This window comes from Rothia sp. SCPM-O-B-18226 (M350), from assembly GCF_058213595.1.
The window spans coordinates 978,781-1,000,183 of the sequence record NZ_JBYQJS010000001.1 but is presented as its reverse complement, the minus strand read 5'-3'; the positions used below and the strand labels follow the sequence as shown (position 1 = coordinate 1,000,183).

At 64.1% G+C, this 21,403-nt stretch carries 14 protein-coding genes and 1 tRNA gene; all 15 read right to left on the bottom strand.

Features of this window, described 5'->3' with window-relative positions; translation table 11 throughout:
• Positions 1–67: 67 nt before the first annotated feature.
• Positions 68–340, bottom strand: a complete 273-nt coding sequence (locus AC3E6W_RS04120) for a hypothetical protein (protein WP_049344159.1) — start codon at positions 338–340, stop codon at positions 68–70.
• A gap of 47 nt (positions 341–387) precedes the next feature.
• Entirely contained in the window at positions 388–1,779 is a 1,392-nt protein-coding gene (locus tag AC3E6W_RS04115; RefSeq protein WP_490652394.1) for a glutaminase, read from the bottom strand.
• Between the two features lie 204 nt (positions 1,780–1,983).
• Positions 1,984–2,949, bottom strand: a complete 966-nt coding sequence (locus AC3E6W_RS04110) for a cation diffusion facilitator family transporter (protein WP_490652393.1) — start codon at positions 2,947–2,949, stop codon at positions 1,984–1,986.
• Between the two features lie 188 nt (positions 2,950–3,137).
• Positions 3,138–3,210, bottom strand: a tRNA-Ala gene (locus AC3E6W_RS04105).
• 280 nt (positions 3,211–3,490) lie between these two features.
• The gene (gene rsfS / locus AC3E6W_RS04100) at positions 3,491–3,928 is read right to left on the bottom strand and encodes a ribosome silencing factor (RefSeq protein ID WP_070484021.1); all 438 of its coding nucleotides are present in this window, start codon (positions 3,926–3,928) and stop codon (positions 3,491–3,493) included.
• A 60-nt stretch (positions 3,929–3,988) separates the two neighbouring features.
• Complete coding sequence (locus AC3E6W_RS04095; protein ID WP_490652392.1) at positions 3,989–5,080, bottom strand: sulfite reductase subunit alpha; 1,092 nt, start codon at positions 5,078–5,080, stop codon at positions 3,989–3,991.
• Positions 5,073–5,822, bottom strand: a complete 750-nt coding sequence (gene nadD / locus AC3E6W_RS04090) for a nicotinate-nucleotide adenylyltransferase (protein WP_049344167.1) — start codon at positions 5,820–5,822, stop codon at positions 5,073–5,075. Before nadD ends, AC3E6W_RS04095 begins: the two co-directional genes overlap by 8 nt.
• Positions 5,823–6,069: 247 nt before the next feature.
• Entirely contained in the window at positions 6,070–7,677 is a 1,608-nt protein-coding gene (obgE, locus tag AC3E6W_RS04085; RefSeq protein ID WP_490652391.1) for a GTPase ObgE, read from the bottom strand.
• Positions 7,678–7,870: 193 nt separating this feature from the next.
• Positions 7,871–8,128 carry a 50S ribosomal protein L27 gene (rpmA, locus tag AC3E6W_RS04080; protein WP_049332527.1) on the bottom strand — a complete coding sequence of 86 codons (258 nt, stop codon included), beginning with the start codon at positions 8,126–8,128 and terminating at the stop codon, positions 7,871–7,873.
• A gap of 41 nt (positions 8,129–8,169) precedes the next feature.
• Positions 8,170–8,481, bottom strand: a complete 312-nt coding sequence (rplU, locus tag AC3E6W_RS04075) for a 50S ribosomal protein L21 (protein WP_005505764.1) — start codon at positions 8,479–8,481, stop codon at positions 8,170–8,172.
• Positions 8,482–9,046: 565 nt separating this feature from the next.
• Positions 9,047–12,787 carry an Rne/Rng family ribonuclease gene (locus AC3E6W_RS04070; protein ID WP_490652390.1) on the bottom strand — a complete coding sequence of 1,247 codons (3,741 nt, stop codon included), beginning with the start codon at positions 12,785–12,787 and terminating at the stop codon, positions 9,047–9,049.
• Between the two features lie 604 nt (positions 12,788–13,391).
• Positions 13,392–13,631: a hypothetical protein gene (locus tag AC3E6W_RS04065; RefSeq protein ID WP_049332532.1), complete on the bottom strand. Its 240-nt coding sequence runs from the start codon at positions 13,629–13,631 to the stop codon at positions 13,392–13,394.
• 215 nt (positions 13,632–13,846) lie between these two features.
• Positions 13,847–14,515: a vitamin K epoxide reductase family protein gene (locus AC3E6W_RS04060; protein ID WP_490652389.1), complete on the bottom strand. Its 669-nt coding sequence runs from the start codon at positions 14,513–14,515 to the stop codon at positions 13,847–13,849.
• A 366-nt stretch (positions 14,516–14,881) separates the two neighbouring features.
• A complete protein-coding gene (locus AC3E6W_RS04055; protein WP_490652388.1) occupies positions 14,882–16,546 on the bottom strand; it encodes a bifunctional folylpolyglutamate synthase/dihydrofolate synthase in 1,665 nt (554 codons plus the stop codon).
• A gap of 132 nt (positions 16,547–16,678) precedes the next feature.
• Positions 16,679–20,020 (bottom strand): isoleucine--tRNA ligase, encoded by a 3,342-nt coding sequence (ileS, locus tag AC3E6W_RS04050; protein ID WP_490652387.1) that lies wholly within the window; start codon positions 20,018–20,020, stop codon positions 16,679–16,681.
• Positions 20,021–21,403 lie beyond the last annotated feature (1,383 nt).

The following is a 21,403-nucleotide window of genomic DNA, read 5'->3' as shown; positions in this document are numbered from 1 at the left end:
TCAAGCGCAAGGGGGCTTCACAACACAACTCAGGTGACCGCGGCACAGCACACAGGCCACGCGACAGCTAGCGCGGCTGGTAGGTGCGGCCGCGCTCCGCACGCGCGCGGCGCGCCTCGGCGTCCCGAAGAACCGGCACCATAAGACGCACCAGCTGCTTAATTCCACGCATCACCAGCTCAATCCACAGCGCCGCAGACAGCACACCCGCCGCGCGCGGGTGACGGCGACGCACCCACCTCAGCGACAGCAACGAAAACACGAAATACGCCGGGTACAGGAGAGCCTCGCGAAAACGGTGAGCCTGCCGAACAACGGGATTCTGATAAAGCTTCTTCATACCACCAGTATATCCAGCCGCACGGTACGGCCACGCCGGAGCACCGACTAGGCCCCGGACTCGCCCTCCAGCTCACCCGAAGGCTTAACCGACGCACCCTCCACTGGTTCAGAAGCCGCGGCGCTACCCGACAGCTCAACCACGGAGTCCTCCCCCACCAGCTGCGAGGGAGAGGAGCCCTCGGGGCCCGACAGGATTGTCACGTTCATGCGGCGCAGCGCATCCGTATCGGTAATCGTGTCGTCGTTATCAATCAGGTACACCCGGTAGCCGTCTGCGGTCAGGCGGCGCATCAGCTCCAGGAGCATATTCTGCGCCACCTCATCCACCGCGTACACACGCGTCACGTCCAGGGCGACCTTCGAGCCCTCCATCGGGGCGTCCACAATCTCGCGAATCACGCGCTCCACACCCGCGAAACGAATACGGCCCTGCAGCTGAATCAGGCGCATGGCCTCGGGACCGGAACCAATCTGGTAGTCCGCGCGCAAGGCCGAGCGCGCCACCGTCGGCACGTTCATCACGTGCATGCCCATGTCTTCGGAGAACTTCTCGAAGAGCTCCACACCGCGCACGCTATTACCGTGCTTATCCAGGCGCGGGGAGAACGTCGCCACACCCAGCTGACCCGGAACCGCGCCAATGATGCCGCCGCCCACGCCGCTCTTCGCCGGAACGCCCACCTGGGTTGCCCAGTCACCCGCGGAATTGTACATGCCGCACGTGAACATGACGCTCAGCACCTGACGCACCACGCCCTTCGGCACAACCTGCTCCCCCGTCACCGGGTGCACGCCGTAGTTCGCGAGGGTGGCGGCCATCAGCGCCAGGTCCTTGACGGTGACCATGAGCGAGCACTGGCGCGTGTACCCCTGCACCGACACCTCCGGGTCGCCCGTCAGGATGCCGTGGCCGCGCAGCATGTGCGCAATCGCGTAGTTGCGGTGCGCGTGCTCTAGCTCGGATTCGTACACGCGCTCATTCACCGACAGGCGGCGGCCCGCAAAGGCCGACAGACCCGAAATGACGCGCTCCATGCGCTCACCCTGCGTGGCCCCCGGAGGGCCCACCAGCGAATGGGTGGTAATAGCGCCGGCGTTAATCATGGGGTTCAGCGGCTTGCCCGAACCGTCCTCCAGGGACAGCTCGTTGAAGGGCTCGCCCGAAGGCTCAACGCCGACCTTCGCCAGCACGTCATCAAAGCCGCGGTCGGCCAGGGCCAGCGCGTATACGAAGGGCTTGGAAATCGACTGGATCGTGAACTCCACGTCGCTGTCACCGGCGGCGTACTGCTCGCCGTCCACCATCACGATGGACGCGGCCAGCTTATCCGGGTCCACGGCGGCCAGCTCGGGAATGTAGTTCGCCAGCTCCCCGGAGGTATCGGAGACGACCGTCGTCAGGGACTCGGTGAGGTACGTGGCGATGGGTGAATGCATGGTCTCCTCCGTGATGCTGATTCGGTGTTCGGGGTACGTTCCCGGATGCGCCGGAGAACCCGGGCATACCCCATCTACGAGTGTATCTTTTGCCGCCAAAAGCTACCAACTACTGCCGAGAATGATGACGGAGTGGACAGCGTAGGCTAACGCGCGGCGCCCGCGCGCACGACCGGGTTCTGGGTGCCGGGGACGTAAAGCCGGCTAGGGGTGGCGGACCGACTGCGGCTCCTGGCCGCCCAGCTTGGCGGTCTCCAGCTGGAAGGTCGAGTGCTCCACCGACACCTCAAAATGGCTCGCCACGCAGGAGCGAATACGATCCAGAATCGCCACCGCAGACCCGTCGCGGAAGCAAGAATCCGCAACCACCACGTGCGCGGTCACGACCGGCAAACCCGTCGCCACCATCGAGGCGTGCACATCGTGCACCTCCACCACACCGTCGACGCGCAGCATGTGCTCGCGCATAGCATCCAGGTCCAGGCCGTCCGGGGTGAACTCCATGAGCACCGCCGTGGTCTGCCTCATCAGGCGCAGCGCGCGCGGCACAATCAGCACCGCAATGAACAAGCCCGCCAGCGCATCCGCCCGGTAGAAGCCGGTCAGCCAAATCACCACCGCCGCCACAATCACGCCCAGCGAGCCCAGGGCGTCGTTGAGCACCTCCAGGAACGCGGCACGCATATTGAAGTTCGCGTTTCGGCCCGAAGCCAGCACCGCAATGCCGATAACGTTCGCCACCAGGCCGACCACGCCGAAGACCAGCAGCTCGGCGCCGGGCACCTCCGGCGGGGCAAACAGGCGATGCACGCCCTCTACCGCCGTGTAGATACCCACGGCCAGTAGCAGCACCGACTGGCCCAGGGCCGCCAGCACCTCAATACGGCGGAAACCCCACGTGTGGCGCGAGGTTGCCGGACGCGTCATGAGCGAAGCCGCGGTGAGCGCCACCAGCAGACCGGAGGCATCCGTAATAGCGTGCGCCGTATCCGTCAGCAGGGCCAAGCTACCCGTCACCAGCGAGCCAACCGCCTGCGCCAACACAATAATGACCGCCAGGCTAAAGGCAACCAGAAGACGCGGACGCATCGAAGCGGCATCCTCCGGACTCGGAACGTGCGAATGGTTGTGATGATGACCGTCGTGGTGAGCGTGTGCGTACTCTCCCATGAACCTCTCCTTGAGATGTGGCTGGTGTGAGATGACCAGCGCGGGAAGACCGGCATAAGCCGGCAGGCGACGCAAACAACTGAGAGTCCGTCGCCTCCAGAACGAAACCACGATGCAAAAAGTCTAGAGATAGCAAAATCGCCCGACTCTTACGAACCGGGCGATTGGCACCTCAACCGAGGTTTCCGTGGAGATAAGGGGACTCGAACCCCTGACCCCCTGCATGCCATGCAGGTGCGCTACCAGCTGCGCCATATCCCCATATTCTGTTACGTTCCTCAAGGAAGCAACATAAATATATTACACACTCCTCAGAGGGCGATGCAAATCAAGAACAGCTCAAATTCAAAAAATTTTCCAAAAACTTTAGGGGCTCCAAGCCGCCCCGCCCGAGGCCCGCAAAGCACCGCGAATACGGCGAAGAGGCGGGCACGCGCGCCCCGCATGTGCACCACATGCAGGGCACCGAACCCGCCCCTCACGCAAACGCTACAGAACGCGCACCGCGAAAACGTCGCGCGCCGAGCGACAGCCCGAAAGCCTAAGCCTCGTCCTGCGCCGGGATGATGCGCGCGGCCTCTTCCTCGGACTCAGCCTCGATATCGAAGGGAGCCTCATTCTCAACACCCAGCTCGATGCGCGGGGCCTGAGCCCACAGGCGATCCAGGGCGTAGAACTCGCGGTCCTCCTCGTGCTGAACGTGAACCACGATATCGCCGAAGTCCAGCAGAATCCAACGACCCGAGGAGCGACCCTCGCGGCGCACCGGCTTCAGGCCGGCCTGCTCGCGCAGGGCGTCCTCCACCTCGTCAGCCACGGCGTTCACCAGGCGCTCGTTGTGAGCGGAGACCACCAGGAAACCGTCAATCAGGCCCATGGCGTCGGAGGCATCCACAGCGAACAGGTTCGTTCCCTGCTTCTCCTCCGCCGCGCGGGCGGCAATGCGCAGAGCCTCAACCGAGGACTGTGCAGCAGTCATATCTTCCTTTCTTGCCGGTCATTCCCACCGGCAGCACCCCGCGGGGTGCGTTCTCACGGCCTACTTCGGGCCAAAAATCATAATCAAGCCGACAATAACCAGGGCCAGCAACAGAACCATCCACAGCCAGGCCAGGGAGGTCTTCTGGGCCGGCTTCAGCACCTCGTGCTCCGACTGGTTCTCGGTGACCTTCTCGGCGAAGGACTTATCGGAGTCCTTCTTCTGAGCGCCGCTGTTCTGAGATCCACTGTCCGCGCGCTCCACCGATGCCACCGGTGCGCTCTTCGACTCGGCAGACTCCTCTGCGGCGAGCTCGGCCATCGCCACGGAATCCTCGGGATCCTGGCGGTCCACCATGCGCTGCAGCAGTTCCTCCACCTCGTCCGGGCTCAGGGCCACGGTCGGGTCGCCGTCCACCGAATCCACGGTGTCGCCAGAAACCGAGCCGTCCAGAACGCTCAGGTCCAGGCCCTGCGCGTTCACGGCGCTCACGCGGGTGGGCAGGTTGGAGGATGCGTCCTCCTTCTGCGCCTCGGCAGCCTCGGGCTTCTGAGCATCCTTGGGTTCCTGGGCGTCCTTGGGCTCGGAGGGCTCCTCGTCCTCAGCCAGCGCGGAGGCGTAGCCGACGACGCTCTCGTCAACCTTCGGCTCGTCGCGCACGAGGTACTCGTGCATCTTCGGCTCGGGCTCCTCCTCCTTGACCACGGTAATCACCGGAATGGAAGAGGTCAGCGGGCTATCCACCGCCGAGGGGCTGGTGGCATCCACACGGTTCTTCGCGATCTCGTCGGGACGCAGAACGCGCAGGCTACTGGTCAGAGGGGCCGGCTCGTGCAGCTTCTCCTCGTCGTTCGCCTCGGTCTCAATCTTGCCCTGGGCCGCCAGCGCCGCGAAACGACGCTGAACCGCCAGAACCTGCGGATCAATCGCGCCGGTGTTCACCACGGAACCCATATTCTCAACGGGCTTCGGGTTCTCCCCGCGGCGGTGTGCGCGCAGGTACTCGGCGACTTCCTCACGGTAACGGGCGAGACGGCGCGGACCCATCACCTTAGTCGGCGGCGGCACCTCAATGCCGTCTTCGGTCACGTACGTCTCGTAGAGGTACGCTTCGTCCTCGCTATAGGGCTTCGAACCCGCAGCTTCACTCATGTGTTCCCTCATTATTCGTCGATTCGGGTGACGGCTCCGCCTCATCCTTGACTCGAGGCAGGCCGTCACGGTAGGCCGTCAAAGCGTCCTTCTTATACAGCCCGTACTTCGCAATGTACTGCACCACGCCATCGGGTACCAGGTACCAGATGGGGGCGCCCTCAGCCGCGCGGCGGCGAATATCGGTCGAAGAAATCGCCATCGCGGGGATCTTCAGCGTCGTAATATGACGCCCCTCCGCAAGGGGAGGATCCAGCGTGTGATCGGGGCGGGTCACGCCCACGAACGTCGCGAGGTCCCACAGCTTATGGGCATTGCGCCAGGTCATAATCTGGCTGATTGCATCCGCCCCGGTAATGAAGAACAGGTCAGCATCGGGGCGCAGGCTGCGCAGCTCGTTAAGCGTATCAAAGGTGTACGTGGCGCCGCCACGGTCAATATCAATACGGCTCACCGTAAAACGCGGGTTCGACGCGGTCGCGATCACCGTCATCAGGTAGCGGTGCTCGGCATCGCTCACGTGCCGCTCCCCCACCTTCTGCCAGGGCTGACCGGTCGGAACGAACACGACCTCGTCCAGGTCGAACACCGCGGCGACCTCGCTGGCCGCCACCAGGTGCCCGTGATGAATCGGGTCAAACGTTCCACCCATCACGCCCAAACGCACCCGTCCAGGGATACGAGGGGGAATCGACTCGGAGCTCGGGGCACCGAAATCAAGCTGAATAGGCTGATCACTCACAGAAGCCGTCCTTGCTGGGGACAGAGACCGCACCGGAAAACAACGCGCCCACCGGTGAGGATACGGGCAAATACACGGATGCACGCGCGCCACTCGACGGGCCCACGCGGGACGCCGGATGCACGTGCGTACACCCATCTATGCTACCGTCTCGGCGCTAAAAACAACGAAATGACGGGGGTGAGCTAAGCCGCGGGTGGAATACCCGCGACCCGGCTCACCCCCGCCGCCACGATGTGGACTCTACCTAGTCCTCGGTGCCGGGCATGTCGATATTCTCGTCGACCTTGCCCTCCTTGAGCTTCTTGCGGTACTCCACGGACTCGGTCCAGACACCGGCCACGCGCTCGGATTCCAGCTCGGCACGAGCCGCAGCCTTCGCATCCATGCGCTCCTTGTACTCCACGCGCTTCTGGGCGCGGGTCGGGCGGATAATCTCCTCCAGGCGGACGTCGGTACCGCGCGGGAAGGAGAGTAGCTCGGCGCCACCGATCATGGTCGGCTCCCAGTCGAAAATCACCGAGTTGTCGCTCTCACCAATCACCACGGCGTCGCCGGCGCGGGCGCCAGCCTTGAACAGCTCGTCCTCAACGCCCAGGCGGGCCAGGCGGTCCGCCAGGTAGCCGACCGCTTCATCGTTGTTGAAGTCGGTCTGCTGAATCCAGCGCTCGGGCTTCTCGCCAATCACGCGGAACAGCGGCTCCAGGTTGCGTTCCTCGCGACGAATAGTGAACTCCTGCTTCTTCTTGTTGCGGAAGCCCTTCGGACGAATCACGGGGGTTTCGACGGTCACGCGCTCGGCCTCCTTCTCGGCGGCGGCGCGGGCGGCGCGGTCCTCCTCAACGAGCTTGGCCATCGCGAAGATGAGGGGCTTCAGACCCTCGTGCGAGGCGGTCGAAATCTCGAAGACCTTGAAACCCATCTCCTCGAACTCGGGGCGCACGAACTCGGCTAGCTCGCGGGCCTCGGGCACGTCAATCTTGTTCAGCACCACGATCTGCGGACGCTCGTGCAGCGGCACGGTCACGCCCGCGGTCGGATCGACCTCGTAGTTCTGCAGCTCGCCGCGAATCACCTCGAAGTCGCTGATCGGGTCGCGGCCGGGTTCCAGGGTCGCGCAGTCAATCACGTGCACGAGCGCCGAGGAGCGCTCCACGTGACGCAGGAAGCGGTGGCCCAGGCCACGTCCCTCCGATGCGCCCTCAATCAGGCCCGGCACATCGGCCACAGTGTAGCGCATATCGCCGGCCTGCACCACGCCCAGGTTCGGGATCAGGGTCGTGAACGGGTAATCCGCAATCTTCGGGCGTGCCGCGGAGATAGCGGCAATCAGCGAGGACTTACCGGCTGAGGGGTAACCCACCAGGGCCACATCCGCGATGGACTTGAGCTCCAGAACAATGTCGGTCTCTTCACCGGGGGTGCCCAGCAGCGCGAAGCCGGGGGCCTTACGCTTTGTCGAGGCCAACGCGGCGTTACCCAGGCCGCCCATACCGCCGCGCGCGGCGATGTACTCGTCGCCAACGTGCAACAGGTCGGCCAGGACGTTGCCCTCGCGGTCCTTCACCACGGTGCCCTGCGGCACGGTCAGAATCAGGTCCTCGCCATTAAAGCCGTGGTGCATATCGCCGCGGCCGATATCACCGTTCGGGGCGTGCTGGTGCGGGCTGTGGTGGTACTCCAGCAGGGTCGTAGTCTGGTTGTCGACGCGCAGAATCACCGCGCCACCATTACCACCGTTACCGCCGTTCGGGCCGCCCAGCGGCTTAAACTTTTCGCGTCGCACGGAGACGCAACCGTTGCCTCCGCGACCGCCGGAAACATGCAAGACCACGCGGTCCACGAATTCCGCCACGGGTTCTCCTATCTTGGAAAGTCTTCTCTTCGCCGACGCCTCAACGCCCGGTGGGCGGATGCATCGGCAGGCGCAGCCGGGTTGGGGCGCGCCTCCTCGCGAGGACCGCACAGCGTGCGGGCTGCTCGCGGAATGGGAGTTATAGCGAGAGGGGGTAGACTCGCGCCTACCCCCTCTGCCCTAGCGGTGAGTATTACTCAGCTGCAGCCAGGATGTTAACGACCTTGCGGCCCTTGCGGGTACCGAACTCGACGGTGCCTGCTGCCAGAGCGAACAGGGTGTCGTCGCCACCGCGGCCAACGTTCAGGCCGGGGTGGAAGTGGGTGCCGCGCTGACGAACGATGATCTCGCCTGCGTTGACGGACTGGCCGCCGTAGCGCTTAACACCGAGGTACTGGGGGTTCGAGTCACGACCGTTACGGGTGGAGCTTGCGCCCTTCTTGTGTGCCATTCTGTATTCCTACCTTAGGGTTGAATTCCGGTTCGCTTCGATTACGCGTTGATAGCGGTAATCTTGACGGTGGTCAGCTCAGCGCGGAAGCCCTGACGCTTCTTGTAACCGGTCTTGTTCTTGTACTTCTGAATAACGATCTTCGGACCGCGCAGGTCCTCGACCTTCTCAGCAACAACCTTGGCGGAAGCCAGGGACTTTGCGTCAGCGGTGACCTTGTCACCGTCGACGAGCAGCAGCACGGGCAGCTCGATGGTGCTGCCGGGCTCGCCTGCAACACGGTCAAGGGTAACGAGGTCGCCGACGGAAACCTTCTCCTGGCGGCCGCCAGCGCGTACAATCGCGTATGCCACTATGGGACTCACTTTTCTCGACAACTTGCTTCTTGAATCTCACTCGAATGAGCAGCCTGCGCTTTCATTGCTGTGCGCCCTCCCCCGCCGGTCGAATAACTGCGAAAAGGAGGAACGGCCCGTGCGTTCCGACGGGATTGCCCGCCGGAGCCAACACGCGAGGCTCACCGGTGGTGTCTCTCTCCCGCACGTTCCAACCTCGGCCGAGTACTCGACCGAGCCGAAGACGATGCGGGTGGGAGCGGTGTCTCCCGCTGGCCCTGCGTCGATAGGGCTTCACTGAGATAAACACCAGTCCTTAAGAATACGGCATGAGGGACGGGCCGCGCAATAGAGTCACCTCACCGAAATGTGTGGATGCGGCGTGATGCTCCTCAACCCCGCCTCCCGGCGCACTCCCCCGGCACATTCTCGGTAGGCTCCCTTCACGCGCTCCCCCGGCGGGCGAACGGCGGGCGAACGGCGGGCGCGAAATAACAAAGCTGAAACGGCGAAGGCCCCGGCGGCGTGGATTCCTCCACCCGTCGGGGCCTTCGTCAGTTGGGGCTACGCGTGAGCCGCGGGGCTAGTCGTCCTTGCCCAGGCGCTTAATGTCGGCGGCGGCAACACCGATGCCGAGCATCGTCGGAGCCGAAGCCTCCTCGATGGCCGGGGCCACATCCGCCACGGATGCGGAAGCCACCACGGAACCGTGAGCGCTCTCGGCGGTATCGACGGTCACGACCTTCGAACCCACGCCAGCGCTCGAAGCGGCGCGGCGGGTGCGGCGCTTACGCGGGGCCGGAACGGACGACACAACCGTTGCGGGCTGGGCCGGCTTCTGCTCCGCCTTCTCCTGCTGCGGCTCGGCGGGCTCAGCCGAGGGGGCACCAATCACGCCGGTCACGACCGGGCGGGTGCCCTGCTCGCGCTGACCGTTCTGCTCGGCCGACTCGGCGGCGCGGCGTGCGCGGCGACGCGATGCGCGGGGAGTCTCGCGGACGTCCTCGATGCGCAGGTCCTCACGCTCAACGCGCTTCGACTCGGCCTTCTTCGGCTCAGAACGCTCGGCGCGCTCCGCACGCTCGGCACGACGCTTGGAGGAACGCTCCTCGCGATCCGGGCGGGAAGATTCACCCTCGGGGCGAGCGATGCGGCCGGCCTTCTGCGAGGCACGGGCCTTCGCCTCACCCGCGCGAATCGCCTCAAAACGATCCGAGGAGCGGCTGAATCGCGGATCCAGCTCGGGATCAACGTGGTGATCCAGCACGCCGGCATCCGAACCCTCCACCGCTGCGATTGCGGTATCGTCCAGCTCACGACGCTTCTCGGAGCGATTCTTACGGGAGCGGCCCGAGCGGGACTTCTTCTCCTCGCGCTGAGGCTGTTCCTCGTCCTTCTCCTTGGCGACCGCTTCCTCCTCCACGCGGTCGAAGGCGCTGGCCAGCTGCTCCAGGGAGAAGCCGCCCTGCTCGCCGACCCACTGGCCGTCGGTTACCTCGGCAACCTTCTGCTCGCGTTCGGCGACCTCGGCGTGGGCCTGCTCGCTCGCCTCGGCGATACCCTGAATCTCCTGCTCCAGCGAGAGCTCAGCGGTCTCGGCGCGGCGCGAACGCTTGCGGCGCTTACGCTTCTTGCGGGTCGAGGTGGTCTCCTCCGAGCCGCCCTCGTTCTGGACGGAAGCGGCGGCCACGGCAGCCATCGCGTTACGGCGCTCGGCCTTCTTCGACTCCAGGGCGTCCTGCTTCTGCTGGTCGCGCGAATCCTCGCGGGAGGCCGAACGGGCACGCTTGCGCTCGTTACGGTCGTGGCGGTGAATGAAGTCGGAGGCGCCACCGCTGCGGCCGCTCAGCGGCTGATCGTGAACGATCAGACCGCGGCCGGCGCAGTGCTCGCAGGGCTCCGAGAAGACCTCGAGCAGGCCGGTGCCTAGACGCTTGCGGGTCATCTGGACCAGACCCAGCGAGGTCACCTCGGTCACCTGGTGCTTGGTGCGGTCGCGACCCAGGCACTCAATCAGTCGGCGCAACACCAGGTCGCGGTTCGACTCGAGCACCATGTCGATGAAGTCAATCACGATGATGCCGCCGATATCGCGCAGACGCAGCTGACGCACAATCTCCTCGGCCGCCTCCAGGTTGTTCTTGGTGACGGTCTCTTCGAGGTTGCCACCGCTACCGGTGAACTTACCGGTGTTCACGTCCACCACGGTCATGGCCTCGGTGCGGTCAATCACGAGCGAGCCGCCCGAGGGCAGGTAGACCTTGCGATCCAACGCCTTAGCCAGCTGCTCGTTGATGCGGTAGTGGTCGAAGAGGTCGTCCTCACCATCCCACTTCTGCAGGCGCGAAACCAGGTCGGGTGCCACGTAGGTCACGTAGGCTTCGATGGAGTCCCAGGCGTCCTGACCCTGAACAATCATCGCGGTGAAGTCCTCGTTGAAGACGTCACGCACGGTCTTAATCATCAGGTCGGGCTCCTGGTAGAGCATCTCGGGGGCCAGCACCTTGCGGGAGTTGGCCTTCTCCTGGATCTCTTCCCACTGCGCGCGCAGGCGGTTAATGTCGTGGGTCAGCTCCTCCTCGGAGGCACCCTCGGCCGCGGTGCGCACAATCACGCCGGCACCCTCGGGCAGCTTGTCCTTCAGAATCTTCTTCAGGCGCGCACGCTCGGTGTCGGGCAGCTTGCGAGAAATACCGGTCATGGAACCGCCCGGCACGTACACCAGGAAGCGGCCCGGCAGGGAGACCTGGCTGGTCAGGCGAGCGCCCTTGTGACCAATCGGGTCCTTGGTGACCTGCACCAGCACCGAATCACCCGGCTTCAGGGCGTTCTCAATCTTGCGGGGCACACCGTCCAGGCCGGTGACATCCCAGTTGACCTCGCCCGCGTAGAGCACGGCGTTACGGCCGCGTCCAATATCGACGAAGGCGGCCTCCATGGAGGGCAGCACGTTCTGCACCTTACCCAGGTACACGTTGCCAATCAGGGAGTCCTGCTGGGTCTTCGACACGAAGTGCTCGGCCAGTACGCCGTCCTCGAGCACACCAATCTGGATGCGGCCATCCTTCTGGCGAACCAGCATCTGACGGTCCACGGACTCGCGGCGAGCCAGGAACTCGGCCTCGGTCACGATGTGGCGGCGGCGGCCCAGGGAACGGGACTCGCGGCGACGCACGCGCTTGGCCTCCAGACGGGTGGAGCCGCGCACACCGGTCACGGTGTTGGATGCGTGGGAGTCGGCCAGGCGCGGTGCACGCACCTTGGTGACGGTCTCAACGTCATCCTCGACACCGCCCTCAATCTCGATGTCCTCGGTACCGCGGCGGCGGCGACGGCGACGGTGGCTGGTGACCTCTGCCTCCGCGGCGGCCTCCTCGCGGCGGCGCTCCATGCGGTCCTTGCGCTTCTGCTCTTCGGCGGCGGCGCGGCGGGCCTCACGCTCGAGCTTGGCGGCCACGGCGAGCTCGCTCAGTTCCTCGGGCTCGGGGGCCACGAACAGCGGCATCGCGCCCATGGGGGTGCGCGAGCGCAGCTCCTGCAGCTTCTCGCGCTGCAGGTCGCTCAGGGTCTTAACGGGTTCGGCGGGTTCGGCGGGTTCCTCGGGTGCCTTCTCCTCGGCGGCTTCTTCGACGGCGGCAACCTCGGCTTCGAGCACCTCGGCCACGCCCTCGGTTGCGGCGGGCTCCACATCTGCGGAGCCGGCCTCGGCGTTCTCAGTCTGCTTCTCGGCGGCCTCCTCTGCCTCGGCCTCAACCTCGGCTTCCGCGGCGGCTTCGCCCTCAACAAATTCGGCTTCGGCGGTCTCTTCTGCGGCTTCTTCGGCCTTCTCCGCCGTGGTCGCCTTCTCGACCTTGGCGACCTCTTCGACCTTTGCGGTCTTCTCGACGGTCTCGACCTTGGCCACCTTCTCAACCTTGGCGACCTCTTCAACCTTCGCCACGCGCTCCTGTGCGACGGGAGCCTCCGCCGATTCAGCCTCGGCGGGCTGCTTTTCGGCTGCCGCGAACAGGCTGTTCAGGGTCGAAGCAACCTCGGCCTCGGACACCGCGGGAGCGGCGGCCTTCGGCGCGGGGGCGTGCTTAGCCTTGGCGTTACGCAGATTGGTCAGGCCCGTGGCGATGGCTTCGTCCAGGGGAAGCTCGGGAGCCTTCTCCTTCTTCGGACGTCCCGGGCGGCGACGCTCGGCGGGAGCGGCCTGAGATTCGGAGCTCTGGCGAACATTCTTACGCAGAGTTTCGCGGGTTTCTGCGGAGGCGTTCTTCTCCTCCGCGAGGGCGTTCAGCGCCTCAAAAACCCCAAGTTCGACGTTCTTCTCGTCAGACATTAATCTTCTTTCGTCATACCCCGCTCCGCATCGCGAGGATTTTTGACAGCGCGCATACAGCGCAAAGCCTAGTTGCCGTCACCGTGGCTCAAGCCTCTCCCTGCGAGCGCGCATACGTGGGGCGCGGCCCGGGCGCTATCTCTTTCAGCGCCGTCATTCGTGGGGGCGAGCGGGCGGAACGCAACGCGCACCGCAACGGTCACAGCCACCCCGCGATCGAGCACGGCCACGCCCTCCCTGGGCGTCCTGCCGGTCTTCGGGATTCTTCGCCGATGCGGTCCGGTCCGCGCGGTGCGACAGTCATGCTCCGCGGCTTACGGCCGGCGCTTACGGGTACTCTCCCTCGATGCGGTGGTGGGGATCTTCTGCGCGTGCGGGGCGCACAAGACACCGTCTTTCATTATACCCGTACGCGGCCCCCTCGAGGCTACCCGGGATGCGGGCTTAAGAGGCGGGCGGAAAACCCGGCGAGGCGCAAGAAAGCCGGACGGCGCGCGTGCATCATCCGGCTTCGTTCAAAAATTTTGGAGACACCCGCGCGAAGCGGGGTGCGCATAGGGCGGAACTCCCCCGGTGACCCTGCGGGAATCGCCAAAGAGAGAGGTTAGTCCAGGCCCAGCTCGGCGTCGCGAGCCTCGCGTGCCTGCTGCGCCAGCTTCGGGTCGGTCGGAAGATACTCCGGGCCCGAACCGGTCGCAAAGGGAACCCCCAGGATAAAGACGAAGGGCGAGAGGACCAGCAGGATAACCCACAGTAACGAAAAGTGACCGGCGGTCAGCAGCAGAAGGGCAATCAGGAAAATTACGGCGGCGCCACCCATCGTGGCCATTCCGGCAGTCTTCACGGTTCTCCTCAGTGGGCAAAGGAATGTACCCGTCCATTATACGCACGAGGAACCGCACGTGCGGGGCCCCTCCCCTCGCAGAGGGTGAGGCGGGCGCGCATCCGCTCCGCCCTATTCGGTGCCACGGGCGCGGTAACAGGATGCAGAAACGGGGTACAGAAAAGCCCCGGCAGCCGGGCTACCGGGGCGTTCGTTTCGGTTCCGAAACCGAAAGGTTACTGCATCATGCCCATGATGACGTCGAAGAAACGAATCACGATGATGCCAAAAATCAGAATCAGCCACAGGCCGATCGCGAACCACGACCAGGCGCGGGCGCTTTCGCGAACCGACGGCGAGGCGGGAATGACGCCAGCCGAGATGTTGCGCACCGTGGTCTTCACGAAGAGGGTGATGGTCATGACCCACACGATCATGCAGAACAGGCAGAGAGCGTTGATATGGAAGGTCGTCTCAAACCACAGCCACATGATGAAGGCCGCCGCGGCACCCAGGCCGATGTTCAGGCAAATCCAGAACCACCGCTTGAACTGTGCCCCGGCCAGAATTGCCGCGCCAATCGTCACCACGATGGAGAAGCCAACCAGGCCGATAAAGGGGTTCGGGAAGCCGAAGGCCTCGGCCTGCGGGGTGCGCATGACCGTGCCGCAGCTCAGCAGGCCGTTGATGTCGCAGACCGTGGTGTGGCCGGCGTCAACGTAAATCTGTAGGCGCTCGTACACCAGGATTGCGGCGGAGGCCAGGGCGATGAGGCCGGCACAAATCAGCCAGCACCCCAGTCGGCGATCCATGGAGGTCGTCGTTCCCTCCGCTCCCTCCAGCCGACCGGTGTGTTCGTTCTCGGCCTGGGGCGGTTCGGGGGTACTCGATGCGGCGGTACTCATGCGACTCCTTGTGGTAGTTGGTTGACCGTGGTGTGTCACCGTGGTTTGTCCGGAATGTGCCGCGCCCCGTTCTGCTCGCGGTCCCGGAAGGACCGGAGGCGAGCTCGGGTCGGGTGGTTTCGTCCCGCTGGGCGGGCCCGAGCCGAGGCTTCGGGAACGGGCGATATCCGGTGGTGCACGGAGGCACCCCGGATTCGGCATCTCAACTATCCTAGCCTCTTCCGGCGGTAATCAGTACGTCATCCGACCAATTATTTCGCGATACCGCGCTTTTTTGGCCCGTTCGGGGTCAGACGTAACCGTTTGTTCTCTCTCGCTTCTTTCCCGGGGTCTTCGGGGATTTGGGCCGTCCGGCGGTTAGCCGGGCTAGTCCTCCTCGGAGTCCTCGTCGCCGAAGAAATCCTCGGTGTACGAGTCGCCCAGCGGCAGGCCCAGCGAGTCCTCCAGCGAAGAACCCTGCCCGGGCTCGCCGCCCAGCTCGGCCATGATGTCGTTCAGCAGCTCGTCCGGCTCAGCCTCAGAAGCCGCCGCAGCAGCAGCCGCCAGGGTCGCCGCGGAGGCGGCACCCGCAGAACCGGCGTACAGGCCCGCCTCGGCGGGCAGCTCATCCGGCAGCTCCTCAGCCTCAGCGCCGGGGGTCTTCGCCTGCTCATGCGCAGCCAGCAGGGTACGCGCCTCACCGATGACCGTAATCGAACCGGTAATCAGCACGCCCGCCGACTCCTGCTCGAAGAGGGCGTTCTCCATGGCGGTGGCAATCGCCTCGTCCAGGTGCTCGAACACCTCAATCGAGTCTTCGTCCAGACCAGCGTCCAGGGCGAGCTCGTGCAGGCGCTCCGGGGCAATCGCACGCGGCGAATCCGACGCCGCCAGATACAGGCGGAACGTACCGTCCGAAGCGTCAACATACTCTTCGCGCATGGTCTCAAACATGCCCAGCGCATCCTTCTCACCCAGGATGCCAACCACCGCGTGCAGGTGCGAAAGCTTGAACGCCTCGGTCAGCGCGGTCGCGGAAGCACGCACACCGTGCGGGTTGTGGCCCGCGTCCAGGATGGTCAGCGGCTCGGTACGCACAACCTCCAGGCGACCCGGCGAGCGCACCGTCTCAAACGCGGCACGCACGACGTCCTCGGGCAGCTGACGCTGACCGCCGAAGAACGCCTCCACGGCGGCAAGAGCCACCACGGCGTTCTGCGCCTGATGCGCGCCGTGCAGGGACAGCGGTACGTCCGGGTACTCGCCGGCCAGGCCGCGCAGGGTCAGCAGCTGACCGCCGACTGCAAGCTCGCGGGAGACGACGCCGAACTCCACTCCCTCGAAGGCGAAGGATGCCTCCTTCTCGCGGGCGGAGGCGAGCAGCACGTCCGCCGCTTCCGGATCCTGCACGGCAGAAATCAGGAAGCCACCGGGCTTGATGATGCCGGACTTCTCGGTCGCAATTTCGGCGAGGGTATCGCCGAGCATGTCGGTGTGGTCCAGGCCGATCGGGGTGACCACGGAAACCACGCCGTCGGCAACGTTCGTGGAGTCCCAGGTGCCACCGATGCCGACCTCGAGCACCACCACGTCCACCGGCTCGTCCGCGAAAATCGCGAAGGCGAGCACGGTAATGGACTCGAAGAAGGTCAGGGCGGGCTCGCCGCGGGAGGTCATCTCCGCGTCCACAATCTGCAGGTAGGGGGCGATTTCCTCCCAAATGCGCACAAAGGTGGCATCCGGTACGGGCGCACCGTTGATGCAGATACGTTCGGTGACGCTTTCGAGGTGCGGGCTGGTAAAGCGGCCCACGCGCAGGTCGTGGCCGAGCAGTAGCGCCTCAATCATGCGGGCGGTGCTGGTCTTGCCGTTCGTGCCGGTGATGTGGATGACCGGTGCGGCACGGTGCACGTCGCCGAGGATTTCGACGGCGCGCGCCACGGCGTCCAGGCGCGGTGCCATCTTGTTTTCGGGTGCTCGTGCCAGCAGTTCACCGTAGACCCGTTCCACGCCCTCGGGGTCGGGAATTGCGGGGTAATTCTTCTCGCTCATTGTTCTCCTCACTGGGATAGCCGGTCGGTGCCGGCAGGGGCCCACCGTGCGGCAGGATAACCGTGCGGCGGGATAGACGACGGGCCGCCCCGCCCAATCAAGGGGGCGGGACGGCCGTACGGTTCAGGCGTTTTATGCCTTGGCGACGCTAATGCTCAGCTCGTCTGCTTCGCTCAGCTGCAGGGACACGGCGAGGGTTTCGCCGGTCACCAGTGCTTCGTTGGCGCGCAGAGCTGCCAGAGTTTCCTCCGGTGCCGCGATGCTCAGGTTGATGCGGTCCGCAACGTTCAGGTCGGCGTCCTTACGTGCCTGCTGAATAGCGCGGATGGTGTCGCGGGCAATACCTTCGGCAACCAGCTCGTCGGTCAGCTCAATGTTGAGGACCAGGAAGCCGCCGGGCAGAACCGCAGCCGCAGTGTGCTCAGCACCCTCGGCGTCGGCGGCAACCACGGTTGCCAGCTCGTATTCGCCCTCTTCCAGAGCCAGGCCACCGTCCAGAGCTGCCACGCCGACCAGGACGGTACCGTCCTCGGTCACGGTCCAGTCACCGGACTTAGATGCCTTGATGGCAACCTGCACCTGCTTGCCCAGGCGCGGGCCTGCGGCGCGAGCGTTCACCTTCAGCTGCTGGGAGATGCCGTAGTCGGCGGGGTCGACGGTGTCGGCGCTGACCAGCTCCACCTGGCGCAGGTTCAGCTCGTCCTCGACGATGTTCGCAAAGTACTCCGCGCCCTTCTCGCCGAAGGCGGTACCCAGTGCCGCGAACTGCTCGGGTGCGATTGCCACGGTCATCTTCTGCAGCGGCTGGCGCACGCGGATCTTCTTTTCCTTGCGCAGTGCCGAACCGGCGGAGCAGACCTCACGCACGGTCTGCATGAGAGCCAGCAGGTCGGACTCGTCAGCGAAGGCGGATGCCTCGGGCCAGTCAGCCAGGTGCACGGAGCGTTCACCGGTGAGGCCGCGGTAAATCTCCTCGCTGCTGAGCGGCAGCAGGGATGCGGCGACCTTCGACACGGTCACCAGTGCGGTGTAGAGGGTGTCGAATGCGTCGGTGTCTTCGTTGAAGAAGCGCTCGCGGGAGCGGCGCACGTACCAGTTGGTCAGTGCGTCGGCGTACTGGCGCAGGTATTCGCAGGCGTTCCAGATGTCGTAGGAGTCCATCGCTGCGGTGACCTGCTCGATGAGTTCGCGGGTCTTACCGAGGATAAAGCGGTCCATCACGTGCTGCGAGTCGTACTTGAGCTTTGCGCTGTAGCCTTCGCCGTTGTTGGCGGCGTTAGCGTACAGAGCGAAGAAGTGGTAGACGTTCCACAGCGGCAACATGACCTGGCGAACACCCTCGCGGATGCCCTGCTCGGTCACGATCAGGTTGCCGCCGCGCAGAATCGGCGAGGACATCAGGAACCAGCGCATCGCATCGGAGCCGTCGCGGTCGAGGACCTCGGAGACGTCCGGGTAGTTGCGCAGGGACTTGGACATCTTCTGACCGTCCGAGCCGAGCACAATACCGTGGCTGATGACATTCTTGAACGCGGGGCGGTCGAAGAGCGCGGTCGCGAGCACGTGCAGCACGTAGAACCAGCCGCGGGTCTGACCGATGTACTCGACGATGAAGTCTGCCGGGTAGTGGTTCTCGAACCATTCCTGGTTCTCGAAGGGGTAGTGCACCTGTGCGTAGGGCATGGAGCCGGAGTCGAACCAGACGTCGAGCACGTCTTCCACGCGGCGCATGGTGGACTTGCCGGTCGGGTCGTCCGGGTTCGGGCGGGTCAGCTCGTCGATGTACGGGCGGTGCAGGTCGGGTTCGCCGTCCTTGTTCAGGGGCAGGCGGCCGAAGTCTGCCTTGAGCTCTTCGAGGGAGCCGTACACATCGATGCGCGGGTAGTTCGGGTCGTCCGAAACCCACACGGGAATCGGGGAACCCCAGAAGCGGTTACGGGAGATGGACCAGTCGCGTGCGTTCTCGACCCACTTGCCGAACTGGCCGTACTTCACGTTCTCCGGGATCCAGTTGATCTGCTTGTTCAGCTCGTACATGCGGTCCTTGAAGTCGGTGACCTTCACGTACCAGGAGGTGATTGCACGGTAGATGAGCGGGGTGCGGCAACGCCAGCAGTGCGGGTAGGAGTGCACGTAGGACTTCTCGCGGATCAGCACGTCATCTGCCTTGAGGGCGTTGATGATGGTGCGGTTCGCGTCGAATGCCTGCACGCCTGCGATTTCTGCCAGGGCGGTGGAGCCGGAGGCAGTGGGCTCGGCGAAGAGGTTCAGGAACTTTGCGCCTTCGTCGAGGGAGAGAATCACGGGGATGCCGTAGCCTTCACAAACCTTCTGGTCGTCTTCACCGTAGGCGGGTGCCTGGTGGACGATACCGGTACCGTCACCGGTGGTGACGTAGTCGGCAACCAGGATCTGCCAGGAGGTTTCGGTGCCCCACTTTTCAGTGTCCGCGAAGTAGTCCCAGAGCGGGGTGTAACGCACGTGCTCGAGCTGGGAGCCGGTGTAGCGTGCGGTGACGGCTGCGGCAGCCTCCTCGGCGGGGTTGTCACCTTCGTAGCCGAGGTCCTTGGCGTAGGAGCCGAGCAGGTCGGAGGCGAGCAGGAAGGAGCGACCCGCGAACTTGCCTGCGCCGGGCACGACGGAGTATTCGATCTCGGGTCCGACGGCGAGTGCCTGGTTGGTGGGCAGGGTCCAGGGGGTGGTGGTCCATGCGAGTGCTTCGACGCCGTCGAGTTCAGCGGCGACCTTCTCGTCAGCACCGAGGGCGGTGTCTGCGGTGAGGCGGAATGCGACGGTGACGGTCTGGTCCTGGCGGTCCTTGTACACGTCGTCATCCATGCGCAGCTCGTGGTTGGAGAGGGGAGTCTCGTCCTTCCAGCAGTAGGGCAGCACGCGGAAGCCCTGGTAAGTCAGGCCCTTGTCATAGAGGCGCTTGAACGCCCAGATGACGGACTCCATGTACTCGACATTCAGGGTCTTGTAGTCGTTTTCGAAGTCGACCCAGCGTGCCTGGCGGGTGACATACTTTTCCCACTCGTTGGTGTACTTGAGCACGGATGCACGGGCAGCGTCGTTGAAGTTGTCGATGCCCATTTCGAGGATTTCGCGCTTGTCGGTCATGCCTAGCTGCTTCATTGCCTCGAGTTCTGCGGGCAGGCCGTGGGTGTCCCAGCCGAAGCGGCGTTCTACCTTGTGGCCGCGCTGGGTCTGGTAGCGTGCGACGAGGTCCTTGGCGTAGCCGGTGAGCAGGTGGCCGTAGTGGGGCAGGCCGTTAGCGAAGGGAGGACCGTCGTAGAAGACGAATTCGTTTTCACCGTTTTCGCCTGCGGGGCGGTTCTCGACGGATGCGGCGAAGGTGCCGTCCTTCTTCCAGTAGTCGAGGACTGCTTCTTCCAGCGCGGGGAACTTGGGCGATGCGGTGACGCCGCTTCCTGCGGCCTCGAAGGCACTCGCCTTGGGGTATACGTTAGACATTGGGTGCGCCCTTATCTGTTGTTCTCAACGCTGAGATGCGGGTGACGGGCGCGGTACGCGGGTGCGTGCACTCGTCACCTCTCAGCGAGTGAGGGTTGACATGACGGGTGCAAGGACGCCTGGGCATCGCTGACCTATCCGGGCTGTGCCGGGGGTTCAGGATGCGGCGCGGTACCACCTTGCTTACTGAGTTAACCAGCTCAACGCACCGAACCCTCCCGGGGCTACGTGGCGTCGCGTGTCCGCGATACCTAGCCACCGGAAGAGCGGCGCGTTGGGCGGGTATCAGTCGCTTATTACAGCTATATCGGGCTTAACCGTCCGGTTCTACTGGGACTACATCTCTTCCGCTAAGACACCCTCGCCGCAGCGATTGGCGGGTGTCCGCAGGTGCGGTCCGTTCTTCCGAATTGCTCGCCGGTGATGGCCGGGTCGTTGCAAACACTAATAGTTTATGTGGCTTTTGTGTCTGTATGCAACCCCGCGGGGTGTGGGTTTGAACGCCTTCACTCCCCTACTGTCCCCACAGGGTCCGGGGAATAGACGGGTCACTCTTCCGCGAGTTTCCGAGCCCCGAGGGTCCTTAATGGACCCCCGCGAGCCGCGTACTCGGGTGTGTCACCCAATGCATGTTTTTGCATCGACGCATTGTGGCTTTAAGTTGGTTTTGAATTTTGGCATCGAATTTTTGAAAGCACCTTTCGGGTGACCACAAGATATTGGGTTGAGAAGAAGACTCGTCCACTAGATATTCATCCCGCGAATTTTTTCGCCCCTCCACCCCCGGTGTGGGAACTAATTCTTGCGACCCGCGGGGTGATGTATAGCGAGTGAATAGAGTGCATATTCGGGGATTGCGGAGCGATTTTCCTTGGCTAATTAGCCCGTTTTCTTCGCCCATTCGATAGATTCCAGACCCTCCCGAGGGAGAGTTGCGCGTCCCACTCACCCTGTCTCATTGCCAGAAATTTAGTCACTCCCCCAGAGGTTCCAGGTCTTAAATGTGATATAAATCATGTTCTCCAATGTGCTTCGCACCCACCTGCCACCTCCCCTACTCCTGTCATCGTGATGCAATCTCGGCACCTTGGAATCGGCTACCGCCACCTGGATTCAAAATTCTCCCAGGGATTACTAAGGCTTAATTTCATGCATTTTGAACTCAATTAATATAAAATAACCCATATATGCATCAATTATGATTCTAGGGCTTCTGTCATGAGGAACCCATCAAAGCTGACGGTTCCAGACCTGCACGAGCTGGATTAGTGCAAACCGTAACGGCGCACATCCCGCGGTTTCATCGTTGATTCATGCGTGCGCTCCGTCCCAACGGCAGAGCACGCCCAAGGCACCTTCCGGCCTTCCGGTTACGCAGCCGGG